This window comes from Bradyrhizobium sp. B117, from assembly GCF_038969555.1.
In the GTDB taxonomy this organism is placed as follows: Bacteria; Pseudomonadota; Alphaproteobacteria; order Rhizobiales; family Xanthobacteraceae; genus Bradyrhizobium.
Genome location: NZ_CP152414.1, coordinates 7990485 through 8009872, shown reverse-complemented (window position 1 = coordinate 8009872; position 19388 = coordinate 7990485). Strand labels below are relative to the sequence as shown.

Annotated in this window: 15 protein-coding genes and 1 pseudogene; 11 read left to right on the top strand and 5 right to left on the bottom strand. The window is 56.8% G+C overall.

All coding sequences use genetic code 11. From position 1 onward, the window contains the following. Window positions 1-160: 160 nt before the first annotated feature. Window positions 161-1618, bottom strand: a complete 1458-nt coding sequence (locus AAFG16_RS38775; RefSeq protein WP_342733899.1) for a hypothetical protein — start codon at window positions 1616-1618, stop codon at window positions 161-163. 589 nt (window positions 1619-2207) lie between these two features. Between AAFG16_RS38775 and AAFG16_RS38770 the strand changes: the two genes are divergently transcribed. After that, complete coding sequence (locus AAFG16_RS38770) at window positions 2208-2933, top strand: hypothetical protein (RefSeq protein WP_027562269.1); 726 nt, start codon at window positions 2208-2210, stop codon at window positions 2931-2933. A 1440-nt stretch (window positions 2934-4373) separates the two neighbouring features. Here the strand turns inward: AAFG16_RS38770 and AAFG16_RS38765 are convergent. Beyond that, the gene (locus tag AAFG16_RS38765; RefSeq protein ID WP_342733895.1) at window positions 4374-4547 is read right to left on the bottom strand and encodes a hypothetical protein; all 174 of its coding nucleotides are present in this window, start codon (window positions 4545-4547) and stop codon (window positions 4374-4376) included. Between the two features lie 1449 nt (window positions 4548-5996). Between AAFG16_RS38765 and AAFG16_RS38760 the strand changes: the two are divergent. Continuing rightward, a pseudogene (locus AAFG16_RS38760) lies at window positions 5997-6321 on the top strand (IS481 family transposase); the annotation flags it as partial. Here the strand turns inward: AAFG16_RS38760 and AAFG16_RS38755 are convergent. Continuing rightward, window positions 6318-6662, bottom strand: a complete 345-nt coding sequence (locus AAFG16_RS38755) for a hypothetical protein (protein ID WP_342741110.1) — start codon at window positions 6660-6662, stop codon at window positions 6318-6320. The pseudogene AAFG16_RS38760 and the gene AAFG16_RS38755 overlap by 4 nt on opposite strands. Before the next feature lie 659 nt (window positions 6663-7321). Here AAFG16_RS38755 and AAFG16_RS38750 point away from each other — a divergent pair. The 3 genes from AAFG16_RS38750 (at window position 7322) to AAFG16_RS38740 (ending at window position 11518) form a co-directional block, all read left to right on the top strand. Further along, window positions 7322-7897, top strand: coding sequence for a S1/P1 nuclease (locus AAFG16_RS38750; RefSeq protein ID WP_342733893.1), 576 nt, complete (start codon window positions 7322-7324; stop codon window positions 7895-7897). Window positions 7898-7935: 38 nt separating this feature from the next. Then, the gene (locus AAFG16_RS38745; protein WP_342733891.1) at window positions 7936-8538 is read left to right on the top strand and encodes a hypothetical protein; all 603 of its coding nucleotides are present in this window, start codon (window positions 7936-7938) and stop codon (window positions 8536-8538) included. 508 nt (window positions 8539-9046) lie between these two features. Continuing rightward, on the top strand, window positions 9047-11518 hold the full coding sequence (locus AAFG16_RS38740) for an EAL domain-containing protein (RefSeq protein ID WP_342733889.1): 2472 nt from the start codon (window positions 9047-9049) through the stop codon (window positions 11516-11518). Window positions 11519-11642: 124 nt separating this feature from the next. Here the strand turns inward: AAFG16_RS38740 and AAFG16_RS38735 are convergent, their stop codons facing one another. Then, on the bottom strand, window positions 11643-12473 hold the full coding sequence (locus tag AAFG16_RS38735) for a polysaccharide deacetylase family protein (RefSeq protein ID WP_342733887.1): 831 nt from the start codon (window positions 12471-12473) through the stop codon (window positions 11643-11645). Window positions 12474-13250: 777 nt separating this feature from the next. On the opposite strand from AAFG16_RS38735, the gene AAFG16_RS38730 reads away from it, so the two are divergent. Next, a complete protein-coding gene (locus AAFG16_RS38730) occupies window positions 13251-13469 on the top strand; it encodes a hypothetical protein (RefSeq protein WP_342733885.1) in 219 nt (72 codons plus the stop codon). Window positions 13470-13767: 298 nt separating this feature from the next. Here AAFG16_RS38730 and speD read toward each other — a convergent pair whose 3' ends face one another. Further along, entirely contained in the window at window positions 13768-14208 is a 441-nt protein-coding gene (gene speD, locus AAFG16_RS38725) for an adenosylmethionine decarboxylase (protein WP_342733883.1), read from the bottom strand. A gap of 187 nt (window positions 14209-14395) precedes the next feature. Here speD and AAFG16_RS38720 point away from each other — a divergent pair, with 187 nt between their 5' ends. Genes AAFG16_RS38720 through AAFG16_RS38700 form a run of 5 tightly spaced genes read left to right on the top strand, consistent with a single transcriptional unit; the run spans window position 14396 to window position 19382 of the window. Further along, entirely contained in the window at window positions 14396-14578 is a 183-nt protein-coding gene (locus tag AAFG16_RS38720; RefSeq protein ID WP_092217502.1) for a hypothetical protein, read from the top strand. A gap of 45 nt (window positions 14579-14623) precedes the next feature. Continuing rightward, a complete protein-coding gene (locus tag AAFG16_RS38715) occupies window positions 14624-15862 on the top strand; it encodes a radical SAM protein (RefSeq protein WP_342733879.1) in 1239 nt (412 codons plus the stop codon). Between the two features lie 46 nt (window positions 15863-15908). Further along, the gene (locus AAFG16_RS38710) at window positions 15909-16961 is read left to right on the top strand and encodes an NAD(P)-dependent oxidoreductase (protein WP_342733877.1); all 1053 of its coding nucleotides are present in this window, start codon (window positions 15909-15911) and stop codon (window positions 16959-16961) included. Window positions 16962-16978: 17 nt separating this feature from the next. Continuing rightward, complete coding sequence (locus AAFG16_RS38705) at window positions 16979-18541, top strand: hypothetical protein (protein WP_342733875.1); 1563 nt, start codon at window positions 16979-16981, stop codon at window positions 18539-18541. Further along, a complete protein-coding gene (locus tag AAFG16_RS38700) occupies window positions 18531-19382 on the top strand; it encodes a class I SAM-dependent methyltransferase (protein WP_342733873.1) in 852 nt (283 codons plus the stop codon). The genes AAFG16_RS38705 and AAFG16_RS38700 overlap by 11 nt, the downstream gene beginning before the upstream one ends. The last annotated feature ends 6 nt before the right edge of the window (window positions 19383-19388 follow it).

Here is a 19388-nt window from a genome sequence, read left to right as displayed (position 1 = left end):
ACCTCTAACAAACAGGGGTTAACCCCTTGGTAGCGCGTTGACTTGTAGAGTCGAGGTCGCCACATTCGAGGTGAATCGAGACAAGCCCAAACGGGCTTGCCCTCCGGTTCGAACATGAAGGTGCTATATGGCTCGTCGTCCTATCTTTCCTTGGTAGTATTCATAGGTGCAGTTTGCGCCGCCACCCGTGAGCCTGATAGAGCTCGCAGTAACCATGCCCAGCCTCCCCGGATGACAGCAGCAGCTTCGATGCCTCCCAGATGAGGTCGAGTCCGTCATCGAGCTTGCTGTCGTCCCCGAACACCACCAGATAGGCGCCCTTCGTATTCAAATACGCAGTGCGCTCGAATTTGTCGATGAAAGGCTCAATTCCAGTAAGTAGCGCCGCAACCTCCTGTTCAGCGTCCTTGTCGAGTTTCGGCCGATCCAGGCAAACTTCGGTGACGTAGTTAGCCAGGTTGTTGGCCAACACCGCAGTCCGTTCGTCGATCGGATTCTCGGCCAAAAATCGTCGCAGGATGGCGATCGCGTCCGAGACCCGATTGGTCTGGTACAGTGCCGAGCTTTCGATCCATACCTGCATGATCGGCTCAGCGACCCCCTCATCGCGTTCTTCCTTCTTCCAGGCATCAATCGCGTCGTCGATCCGCGGGTCGAGGATGCCGTCGTCTCGGTAGGATGCCAACGCAACCGTCAGCTTCAAGCGGTCCTTGGCATTGACGCCGACCTCTTCGAGGCGCTCGATTGCCGCGAGCAGGTCCGCCAAGTCCGCATCGCGCGCCGCGCACGTTGAAAGGTGGACATGGTCCATCTTGATGCGTGCGATCAACCCATCATAAGCCGCACTGCCCTCCGGCGAGCTGATGCGATGGCGGGTGAGCTTGGACATCAGCTCCAACCTCGCATCGCGCCGCTTGGAATGCATCAGTTGTACCCTCGATAGAATCGAGTCGCGCAGCGTCTGGCTTTGCACCTCGATCGCCTGAAGGCTTTCGCCGAAGCTTTCCATCAGAGCTTTCAGTCGCGGGTCCAGGTCGCCGATGGGCTTGTAGGTGAGATCGTGAGTCTTAGCGCCCCACGCATCGTGAAGCATGGTCTTGACCTGTATCTCCACCCTCAATCTTTCCGTATCGACCGATTTGTACCCGATGCGAAGATGGGTGGCGTGGTATCCGCGATCCTTATGAATCTTGCTGATCTTCCCGTCGCTGAACTTGTCCAGGAACAAGCCTTCCTTCTTGGCTTCCGACGAGAAGACCTGGATGAACGCGTTGATCTGGTCCGGATAGAAGACTACGACCGTCATTCCAACCATGTCGGCGATGTTGTCGATCCGAAAGTTGGCGTCCGCAGCCCGGCCTTCTATCAGTTTGTGGATGATCTTCGCGCGGTCCTTAAACTCCTCGCCGCCTTGCTTCTTTGCGCGCGTGTACGCGTCGGCGATGAGAATGCCTTTGGAGCCGCGGCGGATGGTTTCCACCACGTCGCTCGCTTTCTCGAGGATGTCGAGATACCGGCGCGTGTTCGTCTTCAAGTATTTGTCGACGGCGTCCCGCGCTTCCTCGTAGGTCATCGAAAGCGTCACCTTGCCGATGGCGTTTTCCCTGGCCTTTTTCATCTCAAGACACTCCTTCGTCGAACCGCGAGATCAAAATGAGAGCCGAGCTGCGCTACACGAGCTCTTGTTACGCAACTTACTTAAGCGGCCGATAGTGCCGGAACGGGCGCCGGGCTTATGGTTCGACCGAAAGGACGATCAAAACCTTCAAACGAAGAGAGGCGCCCTTCAAAAGGCCGCCGAGCGGCCGTATTTCGCTAACTGCTTCACCGAAATGCCTCCTGAACGTTCGACATTGAAGCCTGGTGCGAATCCGGCCCCGCCGCCCAGGCGCTTCAGGTCGGCTCTCTCCTGCGGATCACATGGAGAGCAGATCCGCTCTCCAATCCGCCTGCAGCGGCTACTTGATCTTTGTCCCCATCTACGGCGCTCCCCGTGCATTGGTCGTGGCTCCTCCCGCTGGTCGCAAGAATGCCAAGTGGTCCGCGCGCGGGTCAATTTCGATTAGAGGGGTCAATTAGTTGGGTTGCTTCGTTTCGTACCCAAAGTTGTGCTGTACGAAAATTTCGAGTAATTTGACATTCCCGTAAATTTGTACCCAATTTGCGCTCCCGCATCATTTCTGCATTTTTTTCTCCCGGAATTCGGCATGGATATCGAGCTCTACACACGTGAGCGTTTGCATACTGCGATCGAACGAATGCGAAAATCGACGGAAGAACTCAATCGCGTCCTGGCGATACTAAATGAAAATAACGCTAGGACTCTCAAGGACGATCTCGAGAATTTTGAGAACCGAATTGCCGGCAGAAGACTCAATCAAGCCTACGTGCAAGCCGTCTGTAACGCCTTTTACGTCACGACGAAATCGAAGCTGCATTCGGCATTGCTCGAGGCGGTCGTGGCCGAGCCGACGTCGCAGAAGCTTCTCGACAACATGATCGGAAAATACGAGGCTTATTGGCCCGCGAGCAACGACAAGTTCGACAAGTTTCCGATGGAGATCTCATACGCCGACGACACTTACACCGTATCGGATCGTACCATCGGAAAAAGCAAGATTCAGTTCGGGCATTCGGGCTTCGCCTTTTTGATCAGGAAGCGGGTTCACGTAGTTGAGCCGGTCGAAAGCGGCCTCCGTTCTATGATTTTCCATTACGAGGAAATGCCTGCAAAAAACCCTGTCAAAGGGATCATAACGAACATATTGGACGCCGGATCAGAGGACTTGAGAGCTGGGGAGCAGATCTTCTCCGCGCACTTCATTGCATTCCATGAGAATGACACCACGCATTTTGGACAGCGGATTCAGCCGAAGCGGTTAAATGAACTACTGCACCATGCGCGCAATCGAACCGGCGTCATCAGGGTTTAAGGGGGCGCCCCTTACGGCCCGATATGACCAAGCTTGCGTTTGCGCGGGCAGCGGCTTCCTCTTCCGTATCGCTACTTCTTCAGCACCATTCGCAGCGCCCGGCAATTAAGATCACCTGCTCCATCCGCGACATGTTTGAGCAAATTTTTCGGACTTCAACGTCACTTACCGATCCTGCGCGAGAACGGAGATCGAAGTATGATTTCCGCGGTTCGTTGATGCAGTTTCCCTTCGCATCGAAGAAGAGCCATGGCCTCTCCATGAACCAAGGGCCGTCTGGAAGGGTACCCCACTTCTTGCACGGCATGACGCTCCATTCCGTCCATGTCCAATCGATATTGGTATGATGCACCGGAAAGATCCGATCGAAGCCCGCGGTCGGCGGTCGCGCCATGGCGCCAAGCGCATCGATCTCTATCTCATGGCCATTCGATCTCCGTGAGGCTGGGGCATCCCTTCAGCTTCGTGAGGCGTCCGCGATGTCGAAAGCTCGTGATTCGAGGGGACGCAAAGGCGTGAAATAGGAGACTTCTGGCGGGCGGGCTCGACGCCGCGATTGCCTTCTTGGGCGAAATCTTCGAAGCCGGGGAAGGACCGGTCTATGCGGGTCAATAGTCGCGATAGCTCGTGTGCGAGATCATCCGCGGAAAGATCGAGCCCGTGGTCCTCTAGCAGCGCCTGCCATCCGAGCGGTCCGAGACGCTCAAGAGCTGCCTTGACTCCAGAAGCCGCTTACCCTTGGGTTTACTCGCCGTTACGACGAAGCACCGCGTTGGGCCATTCTCCGTTAATTTCCCCCAATCCACAAACAACCGCAGAAACTATGAAATGCATTGTGAAGTAGCTCGAAAGGTGGCGCAGGAAAAAAGTTTATGTTGGAGATCATAGTTGTGTTGTGCTGGATGCACAACTAAATTGTTGATGGATAGCTTTTAAGCGAGCCCATTCGGACTGCATCTCGTCCAATATCGCGATCCCGAGCTCGGTGCACTCCATGGCGCGGGTCACGTCACCCGCAGGTGCGGCCAAGCCATCCAAGCTCTTTTTTGACGTACTCCTGCTGATCAGGAATTCCGACTACCGCCTGAAACGACCATCGTCCGGGTTCACCATGAGCACTCGAACGTCGCCAGTCGCTGGATCAATCTCGCGAGCATAGCCTTGGATCGTGTTCGATCGGTTCGCCTTGAATTCGCGATACAGCGACGCAAGCACGGGCCCACATGGCCATGCCTGGAAATGCTCGCCCCACAGCCGGAACGCCGCGCATAGCAAGGTACCACCCGTGCAGGCGGTACACGAGGGATCGATATCGCGAATACCCTCGTGGCTCGTCGATACAAAAATGAGTACGCAACGCGGGCGGGTACGTACGCCATATGGTCAACATATCGATTCTGCGTGATAGAATAACCTAAAAACGGGGTGCCTTTCATCGCTTTAGATAGGCGTTGCAGGAGTCCGCTTTTTGTAGGGGCCGCGCTTTTTTCGAGGTCCGCCGGTGCGGGCCGGGCCGCGCTCGCGACGGCCGAAGAGAGGTTTGATCAGCGCGCCGATGAGGCCTCCGAGTGTGAGACCACCCAGGACCAGAAAGAGCAAGTCGAGATACTGCATAGTCGCGCATCCTGTGAAAACCGCAGTCTCAATGACGAGTCAGGATGAATAGCTGCAGATCTTCGGCTTTTGCGCGGGATTTGTTCGAATTTTTCTGCTTCGCGATCTTGATCGCGCAATGATTGCCCGGTGGCCGCGCGCCATTCAGTCGACGTCATCGAGAATGACGTGGTTACCGTCCACACTGTTTGCCAGACTATTTGTTTCGAACCACCATCAGCTTCCCGGTCTTTGAATAGCCAATAATGGCGTTGCCGCCGTGGATGAACTCGGTCCTATGGGTGACGAACTCACCCTCCGTCGAAAGATTGTACGCGCAAAATATTGGCGAGGGTTATCTTCCGGATGCGATCCACTGCGACCGTAACCCGTGCCTTCGGATTCGATCTGCGTGCCGTCCGCGGTCTCGGTGACCGCAATGGGTTGATCGCCACTGATTTTGGTCCTCGACTGAGCTCCCCGCCTGAAATGAGAGCAAAGCCCTAGCCACCGACGATTGCAGAGCCAAGCGAGCATGGCACTCGCGGGCCGTAGTGCTTGAGCACTGCGAGCTGCGATCATCGATAGAAGCCGACAATGTAGCGGATTGCGATGAATGTGCCGACGGCAACTGCAGCTGTGATAGCGATTGAAAACCCTACTCGCGCCAAAAACTGGCCGGGGCTTAGTCCGTCCCATGAACTCATTTTCATGCTTTGCGTTCTAAACTCGGATTTGGGCTGACCACTCACCAGGTCGTGACCATATGCCTGGCTGCGTTGTCCATGTATTTTCGGATGTCGGCATATAGCGCCTCAGCTGTCGATGGTGCTTGGATGAACCACACGGAATCGAGGCCCATCGTCCTTAGTGTGACCCTAGCGTGAAATGTGATCGATCAGGTTCTGTCGCGCCTGCGCATAGTTCGCCCTATGTTTGTTTAGATCCCAAGTGACCAAGTACACAGCCATTACTGATTTCCATAGCTCACGTGACGCGCTCAGAATGAGCGTACCACGCGCACTATGCGAGTAATCGGCAGATGTGGGAATACAAACGCAGCGAATCATCGCGCGCGCTGAGAGCGCGTAGCAAATCGAGTAGCAATACGAGGTAGGCTCAGGTTTTCAGCTGCAGTGCGTCCCGGCAGAACCGTTGCCGATGCGCACGGTTCAGCCCACAGCAATCGCGGAGCGCGTCGTCGCGGTGGCCGGGAAGGGTACAGCAAGACGTTTTTGGGGTCGGAGCCGGGGTAGTCTTTTCGGCGTGGTTGAAGTGGGATTTCGCATTTGCCTGGCAGCACCTCACGTGCGTCAATCGCGTCCTCGATCTATCGCCTGCCAGTTCTCAGCGATCATCGTATGCATCTTTCGGCGCGCGACGAACGAGCTCTAGGTGTTTTGTCCCAGATACGGCTGCGCCACCAGGACGGAGGCAGTCCGTCGAGCAATACAAAATAGTCAGGAGAGCCTGAGAGCCCTCGCGAAGCGCTACGGAATCAACCAGAAGACGTTTTGAAGTGGAAGCAGCGCGGGACTGTCACCGATCTGCCGACAGGCCCCAAGGAAACTAAGTCGACTGTCCTTTCCATCGAGGAGGAGGCGATTATCGTCGCTTTCCGGCGGCACACGCTGCTGCCACTCGACGATTGCCTCTATACGCTGCAGCCGACCATCACGCATCTGACGCGGTCATCTCTGCATCGTTGCCTCCAGCGCCACGGCATCAGGCGATTGCCGGAGGTCGAAGGCGCAAGCCCTCGAAGAAGAAGTTCAAGGCTTATCCGATCGGCTATATGCGAGATCGTCCCCCAGCGGAGAGTGCGCCAGGGTCCTTTGCATTGGTCAGCGAACCGAAGCGCTTCGTAAAATAGTAGGCGCTCGGAGTAACACCGTTCTGGTCGAACAGAGTCGCCGATATGTCGCCGTCCTGCTCCTCAAGCTGGCGCAAGGCCTGTAGTAGACTCACCTCCGTCCAACGAACGCCATGATAGAATTCATCGCACCCCGCGTCTTCCTGCGCTTCCACAGACGCTGCTGAATTTGAGTGCGGGCAACGAATGACATGGTCTGTTGCGGCGCCCGTTGCCGAAGCGGTGCGCTTTTCCGACGCTTGCTTCTGAAAGGAGGAAGTCATGGCAGGCCTATCCGCACGCGGTCATCGTGCTTTCGCACCATGAGCCGGTAGCTGCCGTGATTGATTTCGTAGACCCAATCCGGCCCTACCGGTGCGGTCTTGGCGACCGTGGGGATGCAGAGTCCAATGAAGCTGAGGGCGGGGCGTCCGCTGAAACTGGATCGCCATCGGTTGAGGCAACTTCTATTTTTCCACTCGCGGGAGCCCTACCTTCCGCACGTTAGTGGGGCTCCCGCTTCCGTTGTGTCCGGGGTCGCGGCGATCCGGACGGGGAACGTTGCCTCCGAGGCAGATGCATTCTATAGTCATTCGCGTTCATGGAACTAAGCCGGAGGTTGAAAGTTTTTATTTTTTTGTGGCCCTCGGAGGCAAGATGATTTCCGCCGCGCAATGCTTAGAGTTTGCACGCCAGTACAGAGCCCTCTCCCAGAACCCCAACACCTCCCCAGACCGCGCCTTCCTGATGAAGAACATAGCTCGGAGCCTTACCGGGTTGGCGGGTCAATTGGATCGGCTTGATGCGCTGACAAGGGAGAAGCAGTAAGATGTCCCGCGCCCGGGGCTCTTTAAAGCGGGATGGGTTTAGTCTGAATCGATTTGAGATTCCCAAATCAGTCGGTTTCTGATTCACCGTACTGGCTGGACGGAGGCCAGTATCGATGGGCAAGCCGTACTCTCTTGATCTTCGCTACAAAAAACCCCGAGACTCTAACTGCCGCTGGATGAAAATTCAGTGGCAGGTCAAAGAGCGCAAAACTCTAGTTCTGGGTGGTCCAAAGTTCGGTCTCGCTACAGATCCCCGATGGCTCGCCCTCCCGCCGCAGCAGCACGAACAGGCGGCGATAGCCGAAACCCCGCCGCTCGTTGGCAAGATCGCGCAATCGGCCACGCGCCGAAATCTTCATTCCACCTGGGATAATTGCCTCGTAGTGCACGCGGTTGGGTCGGATGTGAAGCTTGCGGCCGACAAGCTGCTCGACGCCATCACGGACGAGCAAATCGCCGAGTGGAATGCGTCCGATCCTCACGCCTGGGCGAATGAATCATTCGCCATCAGCGAGGCAGCCGAAACCGGCTATTGCACCTTCCATGGGAAATCCTGCGATCCACCAGACGGGGGCAGCGTGACGATCGATGGGGCGTATCTGGCGAAGAGCGACGTCATCATCCGGGAGCGCTTGCAAAAGGCGGGCATACGTCTTGCACATCTGCTCGATAGTGTTCTTGCAGATTGATGCCGGCGGATGAGCTCGCAACACAGGCATGGTGAGCGATGGACGCAGGGCTGACGTTATTGGGCCTGTACATCCCGGTGGATGTCCTCCTCACCTCGATTGCGCTCTATGTGGTCGTCTCGATCACTCTGATTATTCTCGTTCCGGTCTATGCGGTACCCATCCATCGCGCGGTAGGTGAAGACGGCAGGCTTATTCCCATTCCGCCGGAGGACCTGGGCAAGATCATCGAGATGCGTTCGAAGGTCCGCTCCGCTGTCTTGCAGACGCTTGGAGGCCTCGCCGTCTTCGGTACCGTCATCACGAGCCTCCAGGGCATCCGCGGGACCGAAGACGCGTTCAATCAGAAAAAGGCCGAACTCTTCGCCTCGGCCCGCGCGGGCTCCAAACCAGCCGTCGCATCCGTCGCCAGCAGCGGCTTGATATTTGATGCGCACTGTCAGACACCAACAGTGAGCGAAACCAACTCAGGCTCCTTAACCAGGCCAGGGCAACTCAGACGCGTTATTGATTGCGGATCGCTTTGGTGGAAGGCTGTACAGTCAAGCGATAAAGCACGAGGTGAGCCGCTCCGAGCTCCTCGATCAGTGTGCCGCAAGCAGGGCAGTGGTAGTTTCCTTGGATGCCGCGTTCAGACGTAAGCTCAAGACGGCGAAAGCCAGCACCGCATTCCGAGCACGTCACATCGCTCTTTTTCATCCGTGGCCTCCTCGCGCTGGCAACCGTCACATTTCTTTAACATGCGCTTAGTTATCGTGCATCTCCCTGGGACGGCCTTTCAAGCACAATCAACATTGTGGACCTGCTGAGCCTGCGACCGTCCATAATTAGTGGTCGCACAAATCGGACAATCCGGCAAAAAATTTCGGGCGAAACTGACGGCGCTCCTTCGTAGAATGCGTGACGCTCAAATCGTTAGCTACGAAGGTTCTCGTCGTCACCGTGGCGCTGGCAAACGCTTTTCGTCGAATTCTGCCTTATCGCCGCAGAGTTTCTGCGCTGTGAGGCGCGAAAGCGATCGGGCCTGATGTTCCAGGCAACGCCATCGATCAGCAGGGCTAGAGCGCGACCGTCTCGTCTTTTAAGAGCGAATTAAGCCAAGCTGGATTTTATGCCCCGGGCAGGAAGCTTAGGTCAGTGGGGCGTGTGATGAGTGCTGCTAACAGGCAATCCGTGGAATCAGATACCAGGCTGCTCAATGACATGCCAATCCTGCGGCGCAAGTGGCAAGCTGCGCTCGAGCCCGGCGAAACGCTTCCCCGCTATGAAAATGTGCTGCTGGGGAGCCTCGGGCGGCTTGCCGATCATCTTGTGCTGCTCAGGTGTGACAATGGCGCGTTTACTGTTTCGCGCACTGGCCGTTATGTGCAGAACTGGTTGGGCGATGCCCGCTGGGACATTCCGCTTGATGCGTTGCGTCCAGACTGCGCGACAGCCCTCACCGGGGCGGCCTCGAATTCGATTGCAAACAACCATCCCTATCTCGCAACCGCTCATTGCGTGCAAGCCGGCATGGTACGGACCTACGACGTGCTGGCGCTGCCGACCTTATCGCGTTGGGCCGGTACGCTGGTCGGCGTCTATGTCAACGAGCGCGCTACAGAATACAATTTGATCGATGCAATCTTTTGCAAGACCGACGATGGCGTTATCTCGCTCTCAACCGTTCGCGATCCCGCAGGCAGGCCATTTGATTTTCAAGTTGTGCACCACAATCAGGCAGCCGCAAGGCTCCTCGATGTGGAAGAGGGCAACCTGTTGTGGCAGCGCCTCGGCAATTCAGACCATCTGCTTTGTTCGGAAGAGGTGATGGAGCGGTTGGGCGCCGCGGTCGCGAATGAATTCGGTGACGAGTTCGAGCTCGAATACGGTGATCAGAGCCTGCGCTTGCGCCTCAGTGCCTTCGGAGACATCGTGTCCGTGGTCATTTCCGACGTTACGTCGTTCAAGCGCCGGGATGCCTCGTTCAGGTTGCTGTTCGACAGTAATCCGATGCCGATGTGGGCGTTAGATGCCGAGACAATGGACTTCGTGAGGGTCAATGACGCGGCAGTGCAGCACTATGGCTATGCTCGCGAGACCTTCCTGCGAATGAAAGTTCAGGAGATCTGGCCAGACGACGAGCGGGTCAGCTATACGCGAGCGCTGCGAGAAGCGGGCGACATCTCTCAGTCTGAACATCCCTGGCGCCATGTCAGGGCTGATGGCACTGAGATTTCTGCGCTGACCTTTGGGCGGCGCCTTATGATCGAGGGACGCGAGGGCTATCTGGTTGTGGTGGTCGACATCACCGAACGGCGCAAGGCCGAGGCCCGCATCGCCCATATGGCACTTCACGACGGGTTGACCAACCTGGCCAACCGCGCACTCCACCAGAGGTGGCTCGCAGAGGCACTCGAAAGCGCTAATGCAGTCGGCAACCGCGTCGCGGCGCTGTGTATCGACCTCGACCTCTTCAAGAACGTCAACGATTCGTTCGGCCACCTCATCGGCGATCGCCTGCTCGAGCAAGTGGCCGACCGGTTGCGGTCCAGGGTGGCCGGCAACAATCTGGCGGCACGGCTCGGCGGCGACGAATTTTCGATCATTCTCACGGATGATACCTCGCCGACGCATGTGAGCCAATTCGCGGGCGACCTGATCAGAACATTGAGTGCGCCATACGAGATTGACGATAACGAGGTCATTATCGGTGCCTCGGTCGGAATCGCGCTGTCACCAGGCGACGGCGCGAGCAGCGCCGAGTTGATGCGTAACGCCGATATCGCGCTCTATCGCGCCAAAGAGGATGGCCGCGGAACGCATCGCTTTTTCGAGCGGGAGATGGATCAGCAGGTGCAGCGACGGCGCGAGATGGAGCTTGATTTGCGCCGCGCCTTTGCCAGCAGCGAGTTCGAGCTATACTATCAGCCCCTGGTCGAGATCGCGAGCGACAAGATCTCAGGTTTTGAAGCGCTTCTGCGCTGGCCGCACCCAGGGAAGGGCATGATCTCGCCGGCCGAATTCATTCCCCTTGCGGAAGAAATGGGGCTGATCGGGCCCCTCGGAGAATGGGTGCTGCGCGAAGCCTGTAAAGAGGCGGTAAAGTGGCCTTTAGAGATCAAGGTCGCGGTCAACCTGTCGCCGGTGCAATTCCGTAGCCGCAATCTGGTTCAGGTGGTGATTTCAGCGCTGGCGAATTCCGGCTTGGCCCCGAAGCGGCTCGAGCTTGAAATCACCGAATCGGTATTTTTGGCGGAGACGGAGGCAAACCTTGCGATCCTGCACCAGCTCCGCGAGCTCGGCGTCTCAATATCGCTGGATGACTTTGGAACGGGCTATTCGAGCCTCAGCTACTTGCGCAGCTTTCCCTTCGACAAGATCAAGATTGATCGCTCTTTTGTCAAGGATCTGGCGAAACGCTCCGATTGCGGGGCCATCGTGCGGGCGATCTCGGGCCTCGGCCGGAGCCTCAACATCACGACGACAGCGGAAGGGGTGGAGACCACGGAGCAGCTCGATTGGCTTCGGGCCGAAGGTTGCAACGAGGTGCAAGGATTCTTGTTCAGCGGTGCCAGGCCGGCCGCCGAAGTGGAGCAGCTCTTGTTTCGCTTTGGCGCAAGGGCGTCCAGGGCGGCGTGATCGCCATGCCGCAGGAACAGCTTCGTCACGTTGAGGCTTCGCAAATCGAACGAGATCAGGCCACGAGGTCGCCCGTAGCCGTCTCTGAACCCAGGAGGTGATCTCCGACACTTCTCGCGCACCTTCACTGCGGGAAGGCGTGATGCCAAGACGTCAATGGGGCTTCAGCGCTCTTGGCGGCAGCCGGCACCAGATGCACGATCCGATACCCGTTCTGATGCAGGTAGCGCAGGAACCCAGGCAGCATGGCCGCCGTCCGCGTCTGCGCATCATGCAGCAGAATGATGCCCTTACGAGGGGCCTCGAGCCGCTCGATCAGGATTGTGAGCTCCTGCTCTGGAGTTATGTTCTCCCAATCGCTCGCCCAAAGGTCAGCGCCGAACACGACAATTCCGCGCGCCAGCAAGAGATCGAGCGTCGCAGGTGTCGCGTCGAAGTAGGGGAACCGGAAGAACGGTGTCGAGGGCATTTTGGTGGACACACCGTTGAGCGCCATTTCGACGGCGGTGATACCGCGCTCGATGTCCTCTTTCGCCTGCTCGAACGACATTTTCGACATCATCGGATGCGACCAGCTGTGGTGCGCTACGGTGTGGCCCTGGGCGGCCATACGCCGCACGAGCTCGGGAAATTCCGCCGAGGATCGGCCGACCAGAAAGAACGTGGCTCGCGCGCATTCCTGTGCGAGCGCAGCCAGCACCTTGTCCGTGTTGGGCGTCCGCGGTCCGTCATCGAAGGTGAGGACGACTTCATGGTCCGCCAGAGGAAGCGTCTCGGGAAAGTTCTTCAGCCCCACCCGCGGGAAGAGTGCGGCATCGACAGCGAGCACCCGCGCCGTGCCGAGCGCATCCCGCCGATTGCAGCTAGAGGCGTCTGTCACGGCAGTACCGGCGAGCAACGCCAGCCCAGCGCAGCCGATGCGAAATGCTAATCTAGGCAGGCGCAACTTTGTCATTGCGCTTGGCGCGACCTTGATTGGTGGTGACCCCGTGTTGTTCAGCAGACTATCTGATAGGCATCGCGGGATTTCGGCGGATCGAGGCTATGTCGTGCGCAAAAGGGCCGTCGAATGTCCGTTCTTCGCTCGAACACCTCCTGCTGCCTGACTTGCTCGAGCTGGGGGTAGGCGGCTTAGCTCGGACAATCGCTGCTTCGTATTTCGTAAGATGAGTGCACCCCGCGTCTGCAGCACGCGCGGCCGCGTGTCAGCGGGTACGACGGCGTACCCCTTGGCTGTTCTGGGTATTCGAACTCTGATGATCTTCACTGCCGCGACGTATATTTCCAGATCGGCTTGTGAGAGGCCGGAACGGCCTGGATAAACACCCGAGCTGACGAGTGAACCGCAGATGTCTCACGTGCTCTTCGAGCAACGCAGCAGTTGAGCAGCTTCGCTTTCCGTCCACATCTGCGACTTCGGTTTGATCTGCACTTCATCGCGCGATTCAAACACGGTGCACCTTTGTGTGCCGATATAACCAATGACTCAATACGAGTTATATGAAAACAATACAACTTAAACGTTGACATGTGGCCGAATGGCATTTCCTATCGTCGCGATGAGGTCCAGAGAAGGTCGTACGCAGGCGCAATAGTTTTTCCCCAAAGTCCGGAGTCCTCGCGCGTATGTCCAGTGGCGCAAGCCTAAAGGCGCGAGGGAGCGCCTGTCGTTGCTTATTTCTGGTTCCGGACGACTATCTCGATCTCAGAAAGATCGACGGAGAAAACGACAGTGAAAGCGGTAACAAAACAGAAGGCGGACAGAGCTTGCGCCAAAGAGTTGAAGATTTTGGCGCGGGTCGAAAAGGATCTCGAAAATGCACGCGGCTCCGGAGCGGTTGAAGATGTCTTCCTTGGGCTTGAGGAAATCTACTCGATGCACATGCACACCGAGCATCAAAGCGTCCGAGCAAGATGCGAAGCCATCTTGCGCCTGGATGCTGCCCCGTGAGCGTGATCCGTCTGGGAGGTGCTGCGCAATGCGGGTGCTGCGGTCGCTATCCGTGCCGAACTATGACCGCTTATCAGACTGAGCAGCGCTGGGCGAGGCATGAGTTCAGGCGCCGGCGACACGATCGCACCGAAATCGAACGGGCCATTCGGCGTTTGTCACGCCTGGCAGGCTAGAAAAAATGGCGCTCTAGGCAGGTCAGATCGAAGTGTTGCTTGGCCCTTGGGAGGCGATCCGGTCGATCGACAAGGGCGCAAGCCGCGACTGCCACCAGCCCGGCCCGGAGGCCGCGCGGTGCTCAACCTCGGGCCTGCGCGGTCGTTGGCCCGGTTCTCAGACCGTCGCAATGTGCAAAGCTTGCAGTCTCAATCATCGATGAGCCGCCACCATCAGTGCCTCGGGTTGCCTGTAGAACAATCGTTTGTCGCGGAGTGAACGTGGCTTTGATGATCGGTATTGTTCGCTCGGGCTCGGCGCTGCCGCACATAAACACATCTAGCGCTGCGTAACTGCTTTCTGGCCAGGTATGAATACTGATATGGCTTTCGGCTAGCAGCGCGACACCAGTGACACCCCCGTGGGGCTCGAATTTGTGCAGATGCACATGCAGCAGTTTTGCTCCAGCCCGCAACGCGGCGTTGATCATCGTTTCTCTGATGCGATCGGCGTCTTCCAAATGACGTGCTCCCCACAGATCGATCAGCAGGTGAGTGCCGTGGGACCGGCGGGCTTGGATCATCAGGGCAGACTCGCTGAAACGGTGGCGGGGTTGCAAGCCATAACCAGCGTCGCAACTTTATCCTGTGAATTTCCTAAAAGACAACTATCGCATTGATCTTCGTAAAGTCATCATGTGGACAAGGTACAATCAAGAGTAGTGACGGTTTTGTGAAACGTAATTCCCGCAGCGCAAAAGGAGAGCTTCGATGTCCAAAAGCCCAGCCCCGCAAACATTGGCTCTTGAACTCACACCTGAGCAAAAGAAGCAATTGGAGGAATTCGCGAAAGCGACCGGCAGCAGGAAGCTGACAGCTAGCGCAGAGTTCGAGGCGCACGTGGACACCGGGAAGATCTCCCCGGCGACGTTCCTCGTTGGAAACGCCATTTAAAACGGCTTTACAGCCCTGTCAGCTCCGCAAGCGCGAGTGAAATTCATGCGCAAACGAACGCGGTCGCGCATCGAGGCATTCGGCTACACACTCGCGTTTGCGGGCACTGGCGATATTGGTTTCTATTCAAAAGAGGCTGCCCCTCTGATCAACGCAGAGGCGGAGCAGCAAGAGTTTGAACCCTTTAGATTAGATACGGTCCCGATTGGCGACAGCTTCCGTCTGTCAGCTCCGCTGATCGTGTGGTTCGAAATCACGCGGTACTGCAATCTTCCGTGTCTGCACTGCTACGTGGAAGCCGGTCCGAAAAGAACAAACGAGCTGAGCACTTCCGAAATCTATGCGATACTTAATCAGCTGAAGGCGAAGGGCGTCTTCTCGATCGTGTTCTGCGGAGGTGAGCCTTTTGCTCATCCCGATTTCATGTCCATCGTCAAATATGCTCACGATCTCGGCTTCGTCATTTCGATTGCTACCAACGGCACCTACCTCTCTCAATCGGTCATTGATGAAATTCCACGCGAGGAGTGCGTTGTCAGCGTGAGCCTGGACGGGACCGAATCGCACAAGAAGATGCGGCATCTGTCAACTTATGAGGAAACGATCGAAAAGCTGAAACTTCTCAAGAAGAATGGGATCCGCTCAGCCGTGATGACGACTTTGACGAATTCCAATCTCGCTGAACTGGAGGAGATTTTCGAGTTCACTTCGCAGCAGGATCTGTTTTTCGGAGTGACGCCTTTTAGCCCTGTCGGGCGAGGAAAGCGTTTTCCCCATCTGACACCAGATGGCAATGTCGCACAAAGTGCCTCGCCTCTCTACTTTAGAAACTACCTCGATCGGATCGAAAAGATGCAGAGCATTGGCCTTTGCGTTCAAAAATTTCTGTCCTTCTCGTATAAGCTCTCGCACGCCATACAGCGGGAGTTTTGTGGCATCTCGCTCGCGTACATTACATCGGACGGCGAGCTTTACCCGTGCTCGGTCTGCATGTCCGCCAAGAAGTACTCGGCAGGGACGTTGCGAGAAGCGAGCTTTGCCGAACTCTGGGACACATCCTTCAAGGACATCAGGGCTGTATCCTTCAACGACTTCAAGGGTTGCGCCAACTGCGACATTGGGAACGCCAAACACGCTTGCGCTGGCAGATGCCCGGTTATGTCCGAGATCTACACCGGCGATCCATTGTTGTGCGGTGCGTCAGATTTCCTGAAGCAGGCCAATAGGTCAAACGGCGCGCGGATTGCAGCCCATCGCCGGTCGGCTGAGACCGGCGATGGCTAGGCAGTCAATTGGGCTCCTGAAGGAGCGAGGAACGAGCGAGAGGCGGGTGCTCCTGCTGCCACACGAAATCAAAACTTTGGTCCAGGATAGATACGATGTTGTGGTCGAGGCCAAGGCTGCGGCGTCGCTTGGAATATCCGACGAAGCCTACGCGGAGGCTGGGGCGCGCATCGTAACATCGCTCGAGGCATGGCAAGCTAATCTCGTCCTCAAGTATAAGGCCCCTCTACCCGAAGAATATAGATTCTTCCGCAAAGGGTCCCATCTGGCCGCATTCATGCACGCAGAGGGAAACCCTGCGCTGATGAAGGCGCTAAAGACCTCGCAGCTCACCGCGTACGCTTTCGAGTTTATTTCACGCGCGGGCACCTATCCGGCTTCGGTGTCCGATTCCGATATTGCCGGTCGAATGGCCGTGATCTATGCCGCCTACCATTTACAGTCTCATCTCGGCGGCCGAGGATTGCTGATGGGCGCGGCGCCGAACGGGCCTTTTCCTAGGGTGGTCATTATTGGCGCTGGAAATGTCGGGCGCGCAGCGGCGCAAACGGCGATCGCATTGGGCGCTCAGGTGACAATCTTCGTACGCAACGCCGCCAAGATAGCGCAAATTGAGCAGGAGTTCGGTAGGCGCGTGAGATGTCTGCTCAATCGCCGAGGTGTCCTGCGTGAGGAAGTCAAGAAGGCTGACGTACTGATAGGCGCAATCCTGATTTCCACCTTCGATACGCCCGCGATGGTGGACGAACGCATGGTGTCCACCATGAAACCTGGGTCGGTGATCGTGGACGTCACTTGCGGCTACGGGAAGGGATACTTGCCGTCCTTTAAGAGCACAACAAGCCATCGCGCTCCAGCGCGGCTCATAAACAGCGTCTTGCACATCAAGATCGATCATCTGCCTGCATCGGTACCGGTAACAGCATCTAAAGCGACATCCGAGCGTGTGATCAGATATGTCCGCAAGTTGGCCGATGTCTGCTTGCGCGGCGGTCGGTCAAGAATGATCGAACTATGCATGATAGCCAAGGCCGGCGAGCTCGTTCATCCAGAGCTCATTCGGCATGATGCCTTAGAAACGCGAATGCCAATCGCCTAAACGATGTGGAGTTCGGTATGTTCTCGCAATTTGAGACGAGCCCTTCAAGGATCCATCCGGAGGTCCTGCGCTACTTCCTCTCCAAACAGAGCGAATTCGGGTGTACGAACGTCTTGCCTGGGCACCTTCCGAAGACCTCGCATTCAATCGAGATGGCTAAGAATGCGATGACGCTCGACTTTGCGATATCCAAGGCCTATCGGATACCGTTCTATGCGACCTCAATTGAAAGGTTTGCCGGCGAGCGGCGATTGCCAGACGGTCAGTGCGGGTCCGTGAATCTGGATTTGCCCGGCTGGTTTACGGCGGATTCGGCCTACTCGTCCCACCTCGATAGCATCCGGCGCGCGACCAGAGAGGAACTGATGAGCCGCGTGCGAAGCGCGTTGACGAACTGCATAGATTCTCTGCATCTTTTTTGTCCGAAGCAGTGCAATTTGGCGTGTTCGGGCTGCTATGCGTCCGCCGTTCCGATCGACAAGCACCCGTATATGGAAGAGCAGATAACCTCCTATTTCGATGGAGCAGCCGGCACCATCTCCCAAGCTCGCGCACTGGGAGCCAAGGTGATACAGACATCGGGGGACGGTGAAGTAACTGTGTTCCCACGGTTCTTCGATCTGCTGGAGCTCGTCGCAGCATCCGGCATGCAATGGCTCATCTTCACTGCAGGATTGATATTTTCAAGCGAGGAAGCGGCTGCCGGTCATTGGCGAACATACGGCCGTTTTTCGAGCTCTCACATCCGTGAACAGATTGCTCGCAATATGGAGCGCTTCTCTGCTGCCGGCGACAGCAAGCCGACTGTGCGCGCGTTCATCGCGCAGATCGAGGAATACAAGGATGTCTTGCAGATCTATCATTCCATTTGGAGCACATCGAGCCCCAATAATTCAAGCTGGCGCAATCCGAGAACCGGAGAATACGACTATCGTGAGGTCGTGCTTACTGATCACGCGCTGGAGCTGCCAACGAGCCTGCTGGACCTGATGGCGGTGTTCAAAGGGAACCATCGCAGCCGTTTCGGTATAGAGTTTCCCGTCAGCGATGCTTCCGCTCGAGATGTTCCTGCGTTAGCCACGTTTGTCGCTCACGAAGGCCTTCGGAGCTACTTCGAGCCTGTCATAAGGACGGGACGGGCTAGACGGGGAAGAATAGGCGGACAGAAGTCGTGGTCCTGCGAAAGTGAGGCCGTAGCTTCGCACGATGTGGACAAGCTGCTTGCAAGAAAGGAGTGCTCGTTTCGTTTCCTCCATCAGCCGATCGCGAAGTTCAGAGCTGGTGACGGATTCTTTGCCAGCCCAGGCACCGGTGTCGACTTGGACGATCTGGCAAGCCTGGGCGTGCTAGAAGGATTGAGTGTAGGTGACAATCTGTTTGGTGCCATCCATTCGCCTTTGATAGTCAATGCCAACTACAATTACACGTCTGGTTGCAAATGCAATCACTTCTCAGAGCGTCTGTTGTTCGATAGAGCCAACCTCGCCGCTGAATGGCAGAACCTCGCTAACCTATCTTCAGCCGATATCACGGCCGCCGATCTCGTCAGTCGCTTGGGTGAGACGAGCAATGAGCTCTAACGTTGGTGCTTTGGGTAAAGCAGGCGCGGGTCCAATAGGCGGAAATCACGCCCTTCCAATCGGCTATAGGGAGAGAAGTGCATTCTACGATTGTGAATTTGGCTCCTTCCCGGATGAAGTCGAGTTCATCGCCTCTGTGGGGCAAATGCGGGGGGGAAATGTCCTCGAGGTGCCGTGCGCTTGCGGCAGATTGACGCTCCCACTTTCGCGTCGCGTCGAGCGCATCACTGCGGTCGACCGTGACCCGAAAATGCTTCTGCAGCTGCAAAGGCGTTTGGCGGCACGCGGCGGAATCGAGAACGTAAGGACTGTTCTTGAGGACATGCGGTTTCTCAAGCTTTCCGCCATGTTCGACCTCATCGTGTGTCCGCGCGAGTGTTTTCAGCTTCTCGGCAGCGAGACCGAGGCACTGGACGCCTTATCATCATTCAAGCGCCACATGTCGAAGCGAGGCTGCCTGGTTCTAGATCTCGCGACGTTCGCCCGGTCGAGCGAACCTACTGAGGATGGGCCTGAATACTTCGCGGCCGGACTCGGTGACAACGAACTCATCGCAGAGTGGGAAAGAGGCCTGGACGATGGTAGCCTCCTCAGGCGATCGCGATCCCAACGCCTCCGTTCAAATCAGCTGCTTGAGCTAACGTTCTTCTACACTCTCGTAAATGGCGCGTTGACCGAAGAGTTTGTCTCGACGGTCGAGTTAAGGATCTACTCGCTTTGCCAGATGTCCGCCCTGCTGCAAGCCGCTGGGTTTCGGATGGTTGAAGCATATGGCAATTACAGGCGGGTGCCCGTCAGCGAAAACTCTGCCCGCCTGCTCATCGTGGCGGAAGCTACGTGATGCGAA

Excerpts from the sequence above, each read along its gene's own strand:
- speD (WP_342733883.1), bottom strand. The coding sequence starts at position 14,208 with ATGATCCAAGCCCGCCGGTCCCACGGCACTCACCTGCTGATCGATCTG.
- AAFG16_RS38755 (WP_342741110.1), bottom strand. The coding sequence starts at position 6,662 with ATGACTTCCTCCTTTCAGAAGCAAGCGTCGGAAAAGCGCACCGCTTCG.
- AAFG16_RS38740 (WP_342733889.1), top strand. The coding sequence starts at position 9,047 with ATGAGTGCTGCTAACAGGCAATCCGTGGAATCAGATACCAGGCTGCTC.
- AAFG16_RS38700 (WP_342733873.1), top strand. The coding sequence starts at position 18,531 with ATGAGCTCTAACGTTGGTGCTTTGGGTAAAGCAGGCGCGGGTCCAATA.
- AAFG16_RS38720 (WP_092217502.1), top strand. The coding sequence starts at position 14,396 with ATGTCCAAAAGCCCAGCCCCGCAAACATTGGCTCTTGAACTCACACCT.
- AAFG16_RS38745 (WP_342733891.1), top strand. The coding sequence starts at position 7,936 with ATGGACGCAGGGCTGACGTTATTGGGCCTGTACATCCCGGTGGATGTC.
- AAFG16_RS38770 (WP_027562269.1), top strand. The coding sequence starts at position 2,208 with ATGGATATCGAGCTCTACACACGTGAGCGTTTGCATACTGCGATCGAA.
- AAFG16_RS38715 (WP_342733879.1), top strand. The coding sequence starts at position 14,624 with ATGCGCAAACGAACGCGGTCGCGCATCGAGGCATTCGGCTACACACTC.
- AAFG16_RS38705 (WP_342733875.1), top strand. The coding sequence starts at position 16,979 with ATGTTCTCGCAATTTGAGACGAGCCCTTCAAGGATCCATCCGGAGGTC.
- AAFG16_RS38765 (WP_342733895.1), bottom strand. The coding sequence starts at position 4,547 with ATGCAGTATCTCGACTTGCTCTTTCTGGTCCTGGGTGGTCTCACACTC.
- AAFG16_RS38750 (WP_342733893.1), top strand. The coding sequence starts at position 7,322 with ATGGGCAAGCCGTACTCTCTTGATCTTCGCTACAAAAAACCCCGAGAC.
- AAFG16_RS38775 (WP_342733899.1), bottom strand. The coding sequence starts at position 1,618 with ATGAAAAAGGCCAGGGAAAACGCCATCGGCAAGGTGACGCTTTCGATG.
- AAFG16_RS38735 (WP_342733887.1), bottom strand. The coding sequence starts at position 12,473 with ATGACAAAGTTGCGCCTGCCTAGATTAGCATTTCGCATCGGCTGCGCT.